General features: G+C 59.0%; 16 protein-coding genes. 7 read left to right on the top strand and 9 right to left on the bottom strand.

Features of this window, described 5'->3' with window-relative positions; all coding sequences use genetic code 11:
• Positions 1-27: 27 nt before the first annotated feature.
• Together rfbB and rfbD are read left to right on the top strand one after the other, a co-directional pair.
• Positions 28-1,044 carry a dTDP-glucose 4,6-dehydratase gene (gene rfbB / locus GM415_RS12775; protein ID WP_158948770.1) on the top strand — a complete coding sequence of 339 codons (1,017 nt, stop codon included), beginning with the start codon at positions 28-30 and terminating at the stop codon, positions 1,042-1,044.
• Complete coding sequence (gene rfbD, locus GM415_RS12770; protein WP_158948768.1) at positions 1,044-1,913, top strand: dTDP-4-dehydrorhamnose reductase; 870 nt, start codon at positions 1,044-1,046, stop codon at positions 1,911-1,913. The genes rfbB and rfbD overlap by 1 nt, the downstream gene beginning before the upstream one ends.
• 3 nt (positions 1,914-1,916) lie before the next feature.
• Here rfbD and GM415_RS12765 read toward each other — a convergent pair whose 3' ends face one another.
• Positions 1,917-4,424, bottom strand: a complete 2,508-nt coding sequence (locus tag GM415_RS12765; protein WP_242012242.1) for a SulP family inorganic anion transporter — start codon at positions 4,422-4,424, stop codon at positions 1,917-1,919.
• Between the two features lie 455 nt (positions 4,425-4,879).
• Between GM415_RS12765 and GM415_RS12760 the strand changes: the two genes are divergently transcribed.
• Positions 4,880-5,785, top strand: coding sequence for a glycosyltransferase family 2 protein (locus GM415_RS12760; RefSeq protein ID WP_158948764.1), 906 nt, complete (start codon positions 4,880-4,882; stop codon positions 5,783-5,785).
• Positions 5,786-5,840: 55 nt separating this feature from the next.
• Here GM415_RS12760 and GM415_RS12755 read toward each other — a convergent pair whose 3' ends face one another.
• The 5 genes from GM415_RS12755 to GM415_RS12735 all read right to left on the bottom strand — a co-directional run bounded on the left by GM415_RS12755 (position 5,841) and on the right by GM415_RS12735 (position 11,195).
• Positions 5,841-6,782, bottom strand: a complete 942-nt coding sequence (locus GM415_RS12755) for an aminotransferase class IV (protein WP_158948762.1) — start codon at positions 6,780-6,782, stop codon at positions 5,841-5,843.
• Between the two features lie 11 nt (positions 6,783-6,793).
• Positions 6,794-7,819 carry an aspartate-semialdehyde dehydrogenase gene (locus GM415_RS12750; protein WP_158948760.1) on the bottom strand — a complete coding sequence of 342 codons (1,026 nt, stop codon included), beginning with the start codon at positions 7,817-7,819 and terminating at the stop codon, positions 6,794-6,796.
• Positions 7,820-7,835: 16 nt separating this feature from the next.
• Positions 7,836-8,708 (bottom strand): methylenetetrahydrofolate reductase [NAD(P)H], encoded by an 873-nt coding sequence (gene metF, locus GM415_RS12745; RefSeq protein WP_158950915.1) that lies wholly within the window; start codon positions 8,706-8,708, stop codon positions 7,836-7,838.
• A 130-nt stretch (positions 8,709-8,838) separates the two neighbouring features.
• A complete protein-coding gene (locus GM415_RS12740) occupies positions 8,839-9,225 on the bottom strand; it encodes a (deoxy)nucleoside triphosphate pyrophosphohydrolase (RefSeq protein WP_158948758.1) in 387 nt (128 codons plus the stop codon).
• Positions 9,222-11,195, bottom strand: a complete 1,974-nt coding sequence (locus tag GM415_RS12735) for an ABC-F family ATP-binding cassette domain-containing protein (RefSeq protein ID WP_158948756.1) — start codon at positions 11,193-11,195, stop codon at positions 9,222-9,224. The genes GM415_RS12740 and GM415_RS12735 overlap by 4 nt, the downstream gene beginning before the upstream one ends.
• An 80-nt stretch (positions 11,196-11,275) precedes the next feature.
• On the opposite strand from GM415_RS12735, the gene GM415_RS12730 reads away from it, so the two are divergent.
• The 4 genes from GM415_RS12730 to GM415_RS12715 all read left to right on the top strand — a co-directional run bounded on the left by GM415_RS12730 (position 11,276) and on the right by GM415_RS12715 (position 13,075).
• Positions 11,276-11,530 (top strand): GIY-YIG nuclease family protein, encoded by a 255-nt coding sequence (locus GM415_RS12730; RefSeq protein ID WP_158948754.1) that lies wholly within the window; start codon positions 11,276-11,278, stop codon positions 11,528-11,530.
• A gap of 119 nt (positions 11,531-11,649) precedes the next feature.
• Positions 11,650-11,883: a hypothetical protein gene (locus tag GM415_RS12725; protein WP_158948752.1), complete on the top strand. Its 234-nt coding sequence runs from the start codon at positions 11,650-11,652 to the stop codon at positions 11,881-11,883.
• Positions 11,884-11,891: 8 nt separating this feature from the next.
• Positions 11,892-12,362 (top strand): hypothetical protein, encoded by a 471-nt coding sequence (locus tag GM415_RS12720; RefSeq protein WP_158948750.1) that lies wholly within the window; start codon positions 11,892-11,894, stop codon positions 12,360-12,362.
• Between the two features lie 17 nt (positions 12,363-12,379).
• On the top strand, positions 12,380-13,075 hold the full coding sequence (locus GM415_RS12715; protein ID WP_158948748.1) for a hypothetical protein: 696 nt from the start codon (positions 12,380-12,382) through the stop codon (positions 13,073-13,075).
• A 56-nt stretch (positions 13,076-13,131) separates the two neighbouring features.
• Here GM415_RS12715 and leuB read toward each other — a convergent pair whose 3' ends face one another.
• From leuB to leuC, 3 genes are all read right to left on the bottom strand, one after another.
• Entirely contained in the window at positions 13,132-14,199 is a 1,068-nt protein-coding gene (leuB, locus tag GM415_RS12710; RefSeq protein ID WP_158948746.1) for a 3-isopropylmalate dehydrogenase, read from the bottom strand.
• A 255-nt stretch (positions 14,200-14,454) separates the two neighbouring features.
• Entirely contained in the window at positions 14,455-14,946 is a 492-nt protein-coding gene (locus GM415_RS12705; RefSeq protein WP_158948744.1) for a 3-isopropylmalate dehydratase small subunit, read from the bottom strand.
• Positions 14,947-14,955: 9 nt separating this feature from the next.
• The gene (leuC, locus tag GM415_RS12700) at positions 14,956-16,215 is read right to left on the bottom strand and encodes a 3-isopropylmalate dehydratase large subunit (RefSeq protein WP_158948742.1); all 1,260 of its coding nucleotides are present in this window, start codon (positions 16,213-16,215) and stop codon (positions 14,956-14,958) included.
• Between the last annotated feature and the right edge of the window lie 3 nt (positions 16,216-16,218).

The following is a 16,218-nucleotide window of genomic DNA, read 5'->3' as shown; positions in this document are numbered from 1 at the left end:
GAGCACAACACTTAGCCCCCAAAAACTATGCACCTACTCGTCACCGGCGGATGCGGCTTCATCGGCACCAACTTCATCCGCCTCATGCTGGAAAAGCATCCGGACTGGTCCATCACCAATCTGGACAAGCTTACCTACGCAGGCAACCGGCTCAACCTGCTGGACCTTGAGGAGAACGGCGGCCGATACCGCTTTGTACAGGGAGACATCGGCGACAGGAACATAATCATGGACCTGCTCGCTGGACACGCCTTCGATGCGGTGGTCAACTTCGCCGCTGAATCCCATGTGGACCGCTCCATCAACGACCCCACCCCCTTCGTGGCAACAAACGTGTTGGGAGCACAAAATCTCATGGAGTGCGCACGCCAGCGAGGCATGGAGCGCTTCGTGCACATCTCCACCGACGAAGTCTATGGCACCTTGGGCGACGAGGGTAAATTCACGGAGACTACCCCGCTGGCTCCCAATTCGCCCTACTCTGCCTCCAAAGCAGGCGCGGACCTCCTGGCCAGGGCGTACTTCGAGACCTACGGCTTTCCCATCCTAGTGACGCGCTGCTCCAACAACTACGGCCCCTACCAGTTCCCGGAGAAGCTCATCCCGCTCATGTTCCTGAACGCCAAGTCGGACAAGCCCCTGCCGGTTTACGGCGATGGGCTCAACGTGCGGGACTGGATATACGTGGATGACCACTGCCTGGGGGTTGAGTTGACCCTGCTGCACGGACGTCCCGGCCGGGCATACAACTTCGGGGGCGATGCGGAGGAGGCCAACATCAACGTGGTCAGGACGCTCCTCTCCCTGCTCGGCAAGCCAGAATCCCTCATAACCCACGTCACGGATCGCCCTGGGCACGACAAAAGGTACGCCATGGACTTCTCTCTGGCTGCCGAAGAACTCGGGTTCGCGCCCACGGTCGACCTCGCCACCGGCCTGAAGCGCACCCTGACATGGTACGAAAACCACGCGGCATGGCTTGAAAAGGTCCAGAGCGGCGAATACCGCATCTTCATGAACACCTGGTACGAGGAAAGACGCTGATGGAATTGCGAGGTAAAACTATCGCCGTTCTAGGAGGAAAGACCGGATTGCTCGGGCAGGCACTGGTAAAGGCGCTCACGGCTGCCAAGGCCAAGCCGAAACCGCTTTCAAGCAAGGACTGCGACATTGTCGACCCCGGAAGCGTGGAGCGGGTCTTGAACAAGATCGATCCGGATGTGCTGATCAATGCCGCCGCATACACTCAGGTGGACCTTGCCGAGGAACAGGAAGAAGTCGCCTTTGCCCTCAATGCCACAGCACCGCCGTTGCTTGCGGCCGCAGCTGCCAGGAGAGGCATACCCTTTCTCCACTATTCCACGGACTTCGTCTTCAGCGGCAATCGCACCACGCCATACACGGTCTACGACAATCCTGGCGCGTTCTCCGTCTACGGCATCAGCAAGGCGGAAGGAGAAAAGAACCTTATCGCCCTCGGCTACGACGGCACTTTAATTATCCGCACGTCCTGGCTGTTCGGCCCGGATAAAATGAATTTTGTGAAGAAGATCATCACGCTGGCCACGGAGAGAAACACTCTCAAGGTAGTCGACGACCAAACCGGTTCGCCCTCCTATACACCGGACGTTGCCGCCAACTCAATCAAGCTGCTGGAAAAGGATGCCACGGGCATCTTCCACCTGGCCAACTCAGGAACCGCCACCTGGTTCGACCTGGCCAGCGAAGCGGTGCGCCTGGCCGGACTTCCCTGCACAGTGGAACCGATTCCCACCAGTGGGTACCCGACTCCGGCAGTGCGCCCCGCCTACTCTGTCCTCGACCTGACGCGATTCATCCAAACCACGGGAGAAACCCCGCGCCATTGGAAGGATGCGCTCAAGGAATATATTAATCAGGAAAAAGACAGCTAAACGTCAGCCCATCAGTTTGTGGACTTTGAAGTTGGCCTCGGCCAACCGCTCGGCAAGTAGGTTGATCATGAAACGGTGGATGGCCGTAACCAGCATGGGAGCTCGTTTCTCCACGGCCTCCAGTTTGTCCAGAGTCATCAGGTAGAGTACGCACTTTTCCGTTGCACGCACCGTGGCCGACCGAGGCGCTGCAGTGTAGATGCCCATTTCGCCGACAACGGCACCAGGACCGACCTTTTTGAGCCTGATGACCCGGCCGCCCTCCACCGACAATTCCACGTCCAGCTTGCCAGACTCCACGAAATACATGGCGTCCGAGACATCTCCCTGGGCGAAAACGGTCTCCCCCTTTTTGAAAGTCACCCGTTTGAGCACCTTCATCAACGCGGGAATATACTTGGGCTCGGGAAACACGGGCATAAGCAGATCAGGCAGTGCCATCTCATGCATGTCCAGGAACCCTTCGGCATCCAGCACCCGGTTCTCACACCACTCCATGGCGTACTCCAAATTGTAGAACACCTTGAACGCGTCCTCCTCGCCACCGAGAAAGCCGGCCTGTTCCAGGTGCTGCTCCAACTCCAACGGGGCGCTGGCGATAATCGGTTCAAAACTGTACTCTTCCGCCAGACGATTAAGTTTCCTGAAGCCTATTTCCGTAGCCGACGCCAGGCCGGTAACCATCTTGAAATCCAGGACCAGGTATTCCACAGGCAAAAGGCTCCTGTCATCAAGACGTTGCCTTATCGCCAAAAGCAGCTCTTCCATCGAGCCCAGGAACAGAAATCCATGAAGCCGGAGGATATGGATGTGATCCCCATATTCTCTCAGGACCCGCTGCTGTGTGGAAGCCCTGTCCACACTTGAGCGATGAGCGACGCCGGAAAGGACGTTACGCACCGGACCGCCCTTGCTTGACCGACGAACCGTGACCATCAGGGCCAGGGCCACTCCGAAGCCCGTACCAATAAGCAGACCAAAAACTACGGTAGCGAAAAAGGTCACCCAAAGCATCCAGAGGTCGTTCCGCCGGGTAAAGGCCGTGCGCGCCTTGAACATCCACCCGCGTACCAACGCCAACCCCGCGAAGACCAACATCCCTTCAGGCACGAAACGGGGAATGAACAACATGACGGTGTTGGCAAAATAAAGACCTGTCAGGACAACCAGACCGGCAACGACTCCGGCAAACGGACCGCTTCCACCGATGGCTTTGGCTCCGGCACTCCGACCGAAGGATATTCCGGCAGGCATGCCTCCGCAAAGCCCGGAAAGGACATTGACCACTCCCAAGGCCCGGAGTTCCCTGCTGAAATCCACCTCGCCGCCCAGCACCAGCTCCAGCTTGGTCACACGGTACATGCCTGTCAGGGCGGCAATGCATCCCAATGCACCGAGATACAGTCCGTGCGCACGGATGATATCCCACTGCACATCCCCCAGCCCCATCTTCAACACATCCAGTGAATACAGGGGGACGCCACTTGCTAGATCGGCCACAGAGGTGGAAAAAGGACCGTCAGCCTGGCCCGTTCCCCAAAAAGAGACGCCGTATCCGGCAGCACAGGCCACCAGCAGAAGGCAAAAGAGAAAAAGGGAGTTCTTGCATCGGGAAAGCCCGAAGAACAGGAGCAAGCCGAAGACCAGACTCGGCACCATGTTCAGTAGACAGCCTCCCGACAGGGGGCCTTCGATACATTCCTGAGCTGTTGAGAGAAGGTTCCCCCAGTGCAGCCCCAGGCCCCCCATCCAGTCGAAGGCGCCGGCCAACACATAGATGCCTATACCGCCGATGACGCCGCCGATGATCTGAACCGGAACATAACGGATCAGCTTGCCGGCCCGCAGGATCCCGATGAGCCACAAACCCACGCCGACGACAACGGAACTGAGCACAATGGCCGCAACCAACGTCGACAGGATAATATCGGGTTCGAAACGCCCTGCCATGTTTCTGTAAACAGCTCCCAGGAAGAAAAACATCATGGCGGTGACCACGGTGCCGCTCCCGGCCAGGCCAAAGGGAATGCGGCTTTGCAGCGAGTAGAAGGCGCTGCCCACGGCCATGGCCGCCAGGGTCGCCGAAAGGACGAAAGGCAGGAACTGATGCATACCCGACTGGGCGGTGGCCAGCATGGCCATGGCCACGGCGAAAAAGAAAGCAAGGCCGCCCGAGATCACACCCGCAAAAAGATTTTGGAACAGGCTCGCGCCGAAGAATCCGGTTGCGCGGGAGGAACCATCCCCTGATTCCAACGCCGAGAGGCTCTCGGGCCCGGCCTCGAATTCGGGGTCCCAGACCTCCGGGGGCCTGTGTCGGGCCAGATCCTCAACATCCACATCGGCTTCATCCAACTCCTTCAAGTCTTCCTTGCGCACGAGTTCATGGCCGCACTCGGAACATACCGACTCCCCGAAACCGCCCTCCATGACCGCACCACACTCAGGGCAGAGAACATCCTCCTGACTGCCCCTGTCGGTTTCCGGCTCCGCCGGGTTCGTGCTCTCCATGCGTGCACCCTCTTCCGGCATCCCGCCGAGCGCTTCCCCTGAAAAATCAGCAACGTTTGCCACCGAAACGGTCGAACCGGCGACAATATTCACCCCCTGACCGCAATGAGGGCATTTGGCCTTTTTCCCTTTCAACTTGTCAGGAACTTCACGCTCGTACCCGCAGGAGTCACACTTGAAAATTGCCACGCTGCACCACCAAATGGATTGTAAATCGACCCGCCCGAAGGCATAACCTATTTGATACTTTTACCATACATACGTGAAGGGCGGCACCCGCGCAAGCCGGGAGCCCAATCCGTACCAGCAAATTTTTTTCAAAAAAATATCATCCGAGCCCTAAAGTAATCGCATATCGCGCCGATAAAAAAAGCACGAGTGAGGATAAATGGGTACACGGATCGTCCCCGGTCCCGCTTATGCATTGACGCTTACCCACGGAAGGGCAGAGGACAATGACCAAGCATTACGTCTCCATCATCGTTTCCGACCTGGAAGCAAACCCGAGCCTGCCGCGCCTGCTGCAATCGGTTGCCCGCCAGTCCACCGGACTGGAACGCACCGAGGTAATCGTGGCAGGTGGAGACGTCCACTCAGCTTCTTCCGAATCTCTTTGGTCTGCCATTACCGGCATGGACAACGTCACCCTGCTCCGGGTGGACGCAGACGCCACTCCGGCCTCGGCCCGCAACAGGGCCGTGGAGGAAAGCCATGGCAGCCTGCTCGCCTTCCTTCGTCCGGACTATCGGCTGGACCCGAAGTACCTGACAACCGCGATCTCCGTGTTTGAGGACCGGGCCGAGGCGGACGTTATGTACGCCGACTACATCCGTCTGGCGCCGAAGCACGACAAGTCCATCCGGCCCGGTATGGTTCAGTTGCCCGACTTTGACGACGGCCTGCTCCATTCAAGAAACATCCTCGGCCCCGCCGTCATGATGCGTCGAGAAACATTCGACGCGACGGTCGGTTTCCGGGACAACACGGTATACCGCGACTGGGATCTCTGGATTCAGGCCGCAGGCGCCGGGGCCGGTTTCCTGCACGTGGACTATCCTCTGTCTTCCTGCGAACATGCCAAGGTGTCTTTCCGTGAACGTGCCGAGGACGGCCGCTGCAAGGCGATGATCGTCATCAACAACCAGTCCTGCTTTCACATCCATACGGTCAAGTGGGCTCTCGCCTATCTGCGCGGCGACTCCTGGGCACATGCCTACAGCTTCATGGTCATCCCCACGGCTATGGAAGTGACCCGCATGATGCATGAATACCACATGCAGCAAATGGGCACGGACGTCCTGACCCGGAAGGCCATCCGGCAGTTCGATCTGGAACCCCACACTATCCAGGCCAGCCGGTAAAAAAAAGAAGGCCGCCCAAAGGCGGCCCTCATTGATTTCACTTTCCCTTATCAAACTAGAGCGGAGTGCCGTTCTCCAGCAGGTCCTGCCTGAGCAGCGCACGAATGCGCTTGGCCACCGGGCCGGGCTGCACGTCGTGAATCGGCTTGCCGTTAAAGCGGACCACCGGAATGGCGTCCCCGGTAGTGCCCACAATGATCACCTCGCGGGCCTCCAGGATATCCTCCTTGGTGATACCTCGGAAGATCACGGATAAATCGCCCTTGAGCAGATCCACGGCCCGCAGCAGGGTCGTCCCTGCCAGGGCGTTGGTGGACTCCGGAATGACCAGCTTGCCCTCACGGTTGACGATGCACACGTTTTCCGTGGCGCCTTCGGCCAGATACTCGTTCTTGTCGAAACAGAACGGATAGTCGTAGCCCTTTTCCAGCGCCTCGCGCTTCATGAGCACATTGGGCAGGTAGTCGATGGACTTGATGGTCGCAAGATAGGACTGCTTGGCCGGAATGGACGTCTTGAAGGCCGTAGCCCCCTTCTCGTAGACAGACTCCTTCGGCACATGCAGGTTGCCCGCCACGATATACAGGCTCGATTCAGGGCATTCGGAAGGAAACACGCCGAATCCGCCGGGCCCGCGTCCGAGGAACACGCGCAACATGCCCGTGTCCTTTCCTCCGGCGCGGCAGACCTCCAGGATCAGCTCTCGAATCTCTTCCCAGGAGCACGGCGGCTCCAGGTAGATGGCCGAGGAGGAACGCTTCATGCGTTCGAGGTGAGGATCAAGCTGGTACAACCTGCCCTCCACGAACTTCATGGCCTCGAACACGCCGTCGCCGCGGTGGACCAGATGATCGTCCCACGGCATAAGCATCACGGAGGGGTCCGTGCAGATCATGCCCACGCGATGCTCGTAAAAGGCCTGAATCTCGGCGATGCCCGGCCTTTGAGCGGCGAGCATGGCGTCGAGATAGGCCTGCCTGTCAGCGACTTTGACCATTATAAAGTCCTTTAAGGCACCCGAACCAGGTCACGCTCAATGAGAGTCTCGGCGATCTGGACGGTATTGAGGGCCGCGCCCTTGCGGATATTGTCGGAAACGATCCACATGTTGATGCCGTTGGCGATGGTTTCGTCCTCGCGGATACGACCCACGTAGGTGGCGTCTTCACCTGCTGCATTGATGGCCATGGGGTAGGCCTTCTTTTCGGGATAGTCCTCGACGATGATGCCGGGGGCCTTGGACAGCAGGGAACGCACGTCATCGGCACTCAGCTTTTCCTCGGTCTCAATGTTGATGGACTCACTGTGGCCGTAGAAGACCGGCACGCGCACGCAGGTGGCGGTGACCTTGATGGACGGATCGCCCATGATCTTGACGGTCTCGTTGACCATCTTCATCTCTTCCTTGGTGTAACCATTATCCATGAACACGTCGATCTGGGGCAGACAGTTGAAGGCGATCTGGTGCGGGTAAACATCCGCGACCACGGGCTGACCGGACATCAGGCGGCGGACCTGGTTCTCCAGTTCCTCAATGGCCTTCTGGCCGGTGCCGGAAACGGCCTGGTAGGTGGAGACCACCACGCGCTTGATCTTGGCCTCGTCATGGATGGGCTTGAGAGCGACCATCATCTGGATGGTGGAACAGTTGGGGTTGGCAATGATGCCCTTGTGCCAGTCCAGGTCATGCGGATTGACCTCGGGGACCACCAGCGGACACTCGTCGTTCATACGCCAGGCCGAGGAGTTGTCGACCACGACGCAACCGGACTTGGCCGCGATGGGGGCGAACTTCTCCGAAGTGGAGCCGCCAGCGGAAAACAGGGCCAGGTCCACACCTTCGAAAGAATTCTCGGTCAGCTCGACAACGGTCAGCTCCTCACCCTTGAACGGGACCTTCTTACCGGCGCTGCGGTAGGAAGCCATAGGGATGATTTCGCTGTACGGGAAGTCCCGCTGTTCGAGGACCTTCAACATTTCACGGCCCACGGCGCCGGTGGCGCCGCAGACGGCAACGACAGGATTCTTGCTCATAACTCTCTCCAAAACCTCATATCTTTAAATTCTTTCCGATTTCCAACACTGCTTCGGCCCGGTTGAGCGTATAGAGGTGCACGCCGGGCGCGCCGCCGTCTATGAGCTCCTGGGCCTGTTTGGTAGCGTAGGCGATGCCGAGTTCATACACGGCTTCGTCTCCGCCCTCCACATGCGCCTTTTCCAGCGCGCTCAAAAATTTACCGGGTATGGCCGCACCGCAGAGGCCGAGGATGAACTTGGCCGAGCGCAGACTCATAATGGGGAGCACCCCGGGGATGACAGGCACATCCGCACCCAATTCCTTCAGCCGTTCGATGTAGTCGAAGTACATGCGGTTGTCGAAGAAGAGCTGGGTGACCAGAAAACGTGCCCCCTTCTCCACCTTGAGGCGGACCATTTCCAGGTCCGACTGAATGGAGGGAGACTCGGGGTGGGGCTCCGGATAGGCGGCCCCGCCCACGCAGATTTCCGGGTATCGCGTGCGGATGAACTCGATGACGTCGGTGGCGTGCTGAAACTCCTGGGTGGCGAAATCGAAATCCTTCACCCCCTGGGGCGCGTCGCCGCGCAAGGCAAGGACGTTCTGGATGTCCGCCTCGCGCAGGCTCTTCAGAAAGCCATCAAGCTTCTCGGAGGACGCCCCCACGCTGGTCAAGTGGGTAACCGGCTCGATGCCATGATCCTTCTTGATGCGCGAGGCGATCTCAAGCGTGTTGTCCTGGGTTCCGCCACCCGCTCCGTAGGTCACCGAAGCGAACAGGGGATTAAGCGCCTTGACCTTTTCAACGACCTCGAAAAAGCCCGACCACGCTTCCTTCTCCTTGGGCGGAAAGAATTCCAGTGAAATAAACGGAGAGTGTTCTTCGATCAAATCACAGACGTGCAATGCACACTCCTTGCGGTTGGCGATGTTCATCCTTGTCCCGCCGGGATGCGGGAAAGAGAAATTACATACGCTTTCTTGGCGCAACCTTCAATGGAGAAATGCCGGGAAATCCTTTCAGACCGAAGAAAGATCAGGAGTGAAGGGCTTCGACCACGGCGACGTCCGCCGGAAGGAACTCAAGGACAGGCGGTTCGCCCGGATCGACCCACTCCATGCGCTGATTTTCCAGGCACTTCAACTCGCCGTCGAAGCCGGTGACATGAAAGAAATACAGCCGTACGAAATACCGGTCGTACTCGTGTTCGAGTTCCCGCCAGAAAGAGAGCTCCGTGGCCGTAATGTCCAACTCCTCACGCAGTTCGCGGACCAACGCGTCCTCTTGGGACTCGCCCAGTTCGATCTTGCCGCCTGGGAACTCCCACCATCCGGCCATGGGAAAGCCTTCCGGACGCTCCACCGCCAGGTAACGCCCATCCTGCCAGATGATGCCCGCAACCACATGAATAGTCGGCTTCACTCGATTTCCCCCACCTCGGCCGTGACGACCTCCATGCGCTCCTCGATCTCGCTCATCTTGAGCATGAGTTCCTCGGCCCAGTCTGAAACGTCCTTGTAGGAGGCGTTGAGTTTGAGCGCCTCTTCAGGCTTCTCATAACTTGCGGGATCATTCATCTTCTCTTCGATTGTCGCCTGCTCGTCCAACGCTTTTTCAAGCTGAACTTCAAGTTTTTCATACTCTTTCTTCAACGGCTTGAGTTGGCGGTAGAGACGGTTGCGTTCCTCGGCCTGACGGCGCTTCTCCTCCTTGGTGAGCTTGCGCTTTTCCTTGGCCTGCTCCTGGACACATTCGGCCTGCTCTCTGAGGCACTCTTCTTCCTTGAGCTTTTCCCGATATGCCTTGAATCCGCCCAGATAGGGAGTGATTCCATTTTCGTCCAGGGCCCAGACCTCCTCAGCAACCTCACCCAGCAGGTACCGGTCGTGAGCCACGAACAGGAGCGTGCCCTCGTAATCCTTCAAGGCCCGGATAAGGCCTTCACGGGTTTCGAAGTCCAGATGGTTGGTGGGTTCGTCGAGAATCAGGAAATTGGAACGGGCCAGAAACAGGGTCGCCAGCAACAGGCGGGATTTCTCGCCACCGGACAATCCCTTGACCTTGCGATCGAAATAGGGTTCGCCAAGCAGGAACAGGCCGAGGACGGACATGACCTGCTCTTCGGTCAGATTGGGGTCCGAAAGTCGTCGTATCTCTCCGAGAACCGAATTATCCAAATTCAGGATTTCCTGCTGGTGCTGGCTGAAATAGCCCACGTCCGTTCCTGGGCCGATCTTGGTGTGTCCGGCGGAAGGCTCCAGGCGGCCCACAATGAGCTTGAGCAGGGTCGACTTACCCGCGCCATTGGGCGCGACCAGAGCCACCTTCTTGCCTCGGAAAAGCTGAAAATCAAGCTTGGGCCAGACCGAGCCGCCGCCCTCGTAGTGAAATTCGAGATCGACCACCGACACGGCTACCTTGTCGCCGCGCTTGGGCTCCGGCAACCGGAAGCTAAGGCTTCTGCCCCTATGCTGACTGGCCTGCGACTCCTTGATCTGACTCAGCTCCCGCTCCAGCTTCTCCACCTTCTTGAGCTTGGACTGGGCCTGAGCAGCCTTGCGCGCCTTGACGCGAAACTTGTTGATATACTTGTATTCGTTGTCGATGCGCGCCGAGAGCTTGGCCGCTTCCTTGGCCCGCTGGTCCGCGTTTTCCGCGTCCCAGGCCAGATACTCGTCAAAAGAGCCCTTACGCAGAACAGGCTTGCCCCCGCCCAGGAACAACACATGGGTTCCCACGCGGTTGAGAAAAATCCGATCATGTACCACAAAGGCTAGAGCCCCACGGAAGGACAGGAGGTACTCCTCCAGCCACTCCACCGCCTCCAGATCAAGGTGGTTGGTAGGTTCGTCCAGCAGCAGGATATCCGCCCCCTGAAGCAGAACGCGGGCGAGCTTGGCTCGCTCACGCCAACCGCCGGAGAGTTCCCCGAGATTCTTGTGCAGGTCACCGTCAGCGAACCCGAGTCCTGACAAAATGGCGCGCGCCTTGTGGTCCGGGTTGTAGCCGTATAGTTCCTCGAACTCGGCCTGCCGGTGGGCGAGCCGCTCAATGCGGGCGTCGTCTCCATCGGCCACGGCCTGTTCCCACTGCTCCCAGAACTCGTTCCAGGACGGCAACGCGGAAAGGACCCAGGACAACAACTGCTGCGCAAGGATGTCGTCGCCCATCTCCTGTTCAACGTACCCGACCCGCGCCGAACCGGAAACGGAGACCTGCCCTTCGTCAGGCTCCACGTCTCCCGCCAGCACTTTGAGCAAGGTACTCTTGCCGCACCCGTTGGGACCGGCCAGGGCAAGACGCATGCCCGGCGTGACTTCGAAGGAAACGTCTGCAAAAACGGCCTCGCCCCCATAGGACTTGCCGAGACCCTGAACTGTAATTCGTGACATGGGTGAAGGGAATATAATGGTCACGGGCAATATGCAAGCGCCCTCTTTACCGCCCCGCGCCCATTGGCTACAACCGCCCCATGCCCACCTGGTACGTCTATCTCCTCCGCTGCGCCGACGACACTCTTTACTGCGGCGTGACCACGGACGTAAAACGCCGCATCGATCAGCACAACTCGGGCACCGGCGCAAAATACACCCGGAGCAGGACACCGGTTTCCCTTGAGGCCTGCGTAAGTACGAAAAGCCGGAGCGATGCCCTCCGACTCGAAATAAAAGTAAAGAAACAGCCAAGATACAAAAAGATAAACTTTCTGCTCGAGCATATGGCGTAACTCGTCGGCTCCCCAAACCCCCTACATTTGCACACCTTGTCAAACCTTTGACTTCAATGTAAAAGTAAAGTCGATACCTAGAAATTAAACAAACAACCAAACCGCAACGGATTGTTTACATGTTGGACATCAGCACACTATCGCTTCTTATCGTAATGGTCGTTTTCATCTGCGTGGCGATGATCATGGTCCATTACCACAGCAATTCGGACCAGGTCCGACGCAAGAAGAACGAAGTGGCCTCGTATTCCCAAAAGCTTTCCCAGAAAATCGACGTGGTTGAAAAAGAAATCATCGACCTCAAAGTCAAGATCGAAACCTTGGATGAAGAGATCGACATCCTGAGCAACTAACCGACACTATGATTACCCTCTTCCTTATTCTCCTGGTCAGCGCGGTTCTCCTGTTCCTGGCCATAAACAAGATCTCTGCTCAGAGAGTCAGGGAGGTCAACGCATTGGACTCCCAGAAACGATCCATGGAGCACAGACTCGAGTTCATGCTGAAGCAACGCAAGGAGCTGCGGAAGGAGCTGGAGGACAAGGAAAGAAAGCTCTCCACCCTGAAAAACAGCCAGGACGGCATCAAAACCGTCTCAGCCGGAGACTTGGGCATAGAGGATGAGAACGAGGACCAGAAGGTCAGCCGCTACCTGCTTCAGGAGGGCAAGATATCTCTAGAGCAGAACGAGAAGGTCATGCAAAAGATGAGCGTGCTCAAGATGGACTTTCTCGGCTCCTGCCTGGCCTTGGGCTACATCGACCTAAAGACGGCCCAAAAGGCCATGAAAGTCAACAAGATCAAATCCAAGGCGACAGGGCTCAACGATTGATTCGACTTCAGCCTTCCATGTCCAGACTCTCCCACTTAGCCACCCTGCTTCTTCTCACCTGTCTCGTCATTCCTCCGGCGTTGGCCCAAACGGGAACCGATGCGGCGTCTTCGCCACTGGACGAGATGCATTACTACCTTCATCCCACCCCGGAGCTGCTACCCGCCTATCTCGCTTTCTGGACTAATCACCCGCCCAAAGACTCAGACACTCTGAACCTGGCGGCCCTGTTCCTGGCCACTGCTCTGGACGGAGCTCCGCAATACGCTCCAGAGACCCTTGCCAAGGCCGAAGGCTTCCCGCCGCAGCGCCAACAGGTGGCTATTGCAGCCGCCTGGCTGATGCATGACGAATACGGACACAAGTACCTGACGAAAATGGCGGCCAAAGGGAGCACTCATGCCGCCCGGCTGCTGAAAGCCCGCAAGCCTAACCTCAAGGCAATTTCCCGCCCGAACCCATTTCACCTGGACTGCTTCTGGGCCATCTTCGGCGCAACGGGCGAGAAGTGGCCCATCAAAAAAATCATCACCGCCCTGGACGGCGGCGAACCCGATGGAAAGATAACCCTGGTCCAGGCCACCGCTCGCTGGTCCTTGACGGTCAACGCCAAGCAGCACCCCATCGTGGTTGAAACAATCCGGGAAGCTCTGCCCGAGGCATCGCCCAAGTTGAAACAACGGTTGCAGGAGATACTGGACGCCCAGCAATAGAAAAAGGGCCGTCCTCCTCTGGAGGACGGCCCTTTCAATTATGTTTCAGCTGTCGACTACAGATTGGCGAGAACGGCGTCGGCCATTGCCGTGCAGCCCACGGACTTGCCGCCTTCCTGCCAGATGTCGCCGGTACGGTAGCCCTGCTCCAGGGTCTTCTCCACGGCCTGCTCCATGCAGTCCGCTTCCTCGGCCATGTCAAAGGCGTGGCGCAGCATCATGGACACGGACAGAATGGTGGCCAGCGGGTTGGCCTTGTCCTGGCCCGCAATGTCCGGGGCGGAGCCGTGGATAGGCTCGTACAGACCCGGATTTTCCGCTCCGAGAGAGGCGGACGGCAGCATACCGATAGAACCGGTGATGGCCGCGGCCTCGTCGGACAGGATGTCACCGAACAGGTTGCCGGTGACGATCACGTCGAACTGAGAGGGGTCGCGCACCAACTGCATGGCTGCGTTGTCCACGTACAGGTGCTCCAGCTCGACGTCGGCGTAATTCTTGTGCTCGTCGATGACGATCTCGCGCCAGACGCGGGAGACGTCCAGGACGTTGGCCTTGTCCACGGAGCAGACCCGGCCGGAACGCTTGCGAGCGGCCTCGAAGGCCAGCTTGGCGATGCGGCGGATTTCGTGCTCGTAGTAGGTCATGGTATTGTAACCGAAACGCTCGCCGTCCTTCTCGCCGTCAAAACGCGGCTCGCCGAAGTAGATGCCGCCGGTCAGCTCGCGAACGACCATGACATCCAGGCCGCGGGCCACGATGTCCGGGCGCAGGTAGCAGGCGTCGGCCAACTGCGGGAACAGCTTGGCGGGGCGAAGGTTGGCGAACAGGCCCAGCGCCTTGCGGATGCCAAGCAGTCCTTTCTCCGGACGAATGGCCGGGTCGATGGTATCCCACTTGGGGCCGCCCACCGCACCGAGCAGCACGGCGTCAGCGTCCTTGCACTTGGCCACGGTCTCGGCGGGCAGGGGCTCGCCAGCGGCGTCGATGGCCGCGCCGCCGATCAGGGCCTCGGTGGTCTCGAAAGTGCGGCCGAACTTCTCGCCCACCGCGTCCAGTACGCGTAGGCCCTGGGCCACGATCTCCGGGCCGATCCCGTCACCGGGCAGTACACAAATCTTCATGATTGACTATCTCCTTGGTATGGATGCCTCCGGCACCCCTCCGGGGGGCGCCTTTGGCGGGACCAGAGAACCCTTTGAAAAGGGTTCTCCGGACTCTCCTAAACTTTTTGTCGCCGCTTCGCGGGTGCTTAACGGCAAAACTTAATATTCACCTGCGCCAAAGGCGCATATAGGGTTTCCAAAGGGGGCGCACCCCATTGGCCGCCAGAGGCGAAACCACCCTTCATTTCCGCCGAAGGCGGCTCCATTCAAACTCTACGCCAGCTTCTTCTTGGCGTATTCGACCAGTCCGCCCGCATTCAGGATTTCCTGCATGAACGGGGGAACAGCGGCGGCCTGGACGGTCACGCCGGTGGTCAGATTCTTGATCGCGCCAGTGGCGGTATCCACCTCGATCTCGTCCTTGTCGCTGAACTTGTCGATATCATCGCCGATCTCCAGCAGCACCAGGCCCATATTGAAGCCGTTGCGGTAGAAGATGCGCGCAAAACTGTGGGCGATGACCACGGGGATGCCCGCACCGAGGATGGAGATGGGCGCGTGCTCGCGGGAAGAGCCGCAGCCGAAGTTAACACCGCCGACCATTACGTCGTTCTCCTTGACGCGTTCCACCCATCCGGCCTCCAGGCCTTCCATGCAGTTGGCACCCAGCTCCTTGGCATCAGTGGTGACCAGGAAACGAGCCGGGATGATGGCGTCCGTATCGATATGATCGCCCACTTTATGGGCGGTTCCGGTAACGTTCATTGTCGCCTCCTACAGCTTGGCGGGGTTGATGATCTCACCGGCCACGGCACTGGCAGCGGCCACGGCGGGGTTGGACAGGAAGACCTCGGACTCCAGGGAGCCCATGCGGCCCTTGAAGTTGCGGTTGGTGGTGGCAATGGCGCGCTCGCCGCCCGCCAGGATGCCCATGTGACCACCCAGGCACGGGCCGCAGGTGGGCGGGCCCACGATGCAACCGGCGTCCATGAAGATTTCCATCAGCCCTTCGCTCATGCACGCCTTCCAGATGGAGGGAGTGGCGGGCAGAATGATGCAGCGGACCTTGGGGTCAACCTTGCGGCCCTTGAGGATGGCAGCAGCCTCGCGCATGTCCTCGATGCGACCGTTGGTGCAGGAGCCGATAACGGCCTGGTGGATGTTGAGACCGGCGGTCTCGTCAACAGGCTTGACGTTGTCCGGCAAGTGCGGGCAGGCAACCTGCGGGTCCATGTCGGTAACGTCGATATTCAGGACCTGCTCGTACACGGCGTCGGCGTCGGCGGTCATGGCCACGCCCCCGGAGAAACCGGCCTGCTTCGCGTACTCAAGGGTCTTGGCGTCCACCGGGAACAGGCCGACCTTGCCGCCTGCCTCGATGGCCATGTTGGCGATGGTCATCCGCCCTTCCATGGACATGTTGTCGACTACCTCGCCGCCGTATTCCAGAGCCTTGTACAGCGCGCCGGAGACGCCCAGGCGACCGATCTGGTTGAGGACGAAGTCCTTGGCGCCCACGTACTCCTTGGGCGTACCAGTCAGGTTCACGCGGATGGTCGGCGGCACCTTGAACCAGGTCTCGCCCAGAGCCATGGCCGCGCCGATGTCGGTGGAGCCCATGCCCGTGGCGAAAGCGCCCAGACCGCCGTAGGTGCAGGTGTGGGAGTCAGCGCCCACAACGATGTCACCGGGACCAACGATGCCCTTCTCGGGCAGCAGCGCGTGTTCCACGCCGACCTCGCCGCATTCATAGTAATGGGTCACTCCCATTTCCTCGGCGAACTCTCGGACGACCTTGACCTGCTCGGCGGAGTCAATGTCCTTGTTCGGGGTGAAGTGATCGCAGACCAGGGAAATCTTGTCCTTGTCGAACACTTTCTTCGCGCCCATGGCCTTGAACGACTTGATGGCCAGGGGGGCGGTAATGTCGTTGGCCAGGACCATGTCCACCGAACACTGGACGATCTGTCCGGCCTCGGTGATCTCCTGGTCCGTATGATTCTGCAGGATTTTTTCAGCTAACGTCTGACCCATGGT

This window comes from Pseudodesulfovibrio cashew, assembly GCF_009762795.1.
Classification (GTDB): domain Bacteria; phylum Desulfobacterota; class Desulfovibrionia; order Desulfovibrionales; family Desulfovibrionaceae; genus Pseudodesulfovibrio; species Pseudodesulfovibrio cashew.
Note: the sequence above shows the minus strand (reverse complement) of the source record. Positions and strands in the feature narration are given on the sequence as shown.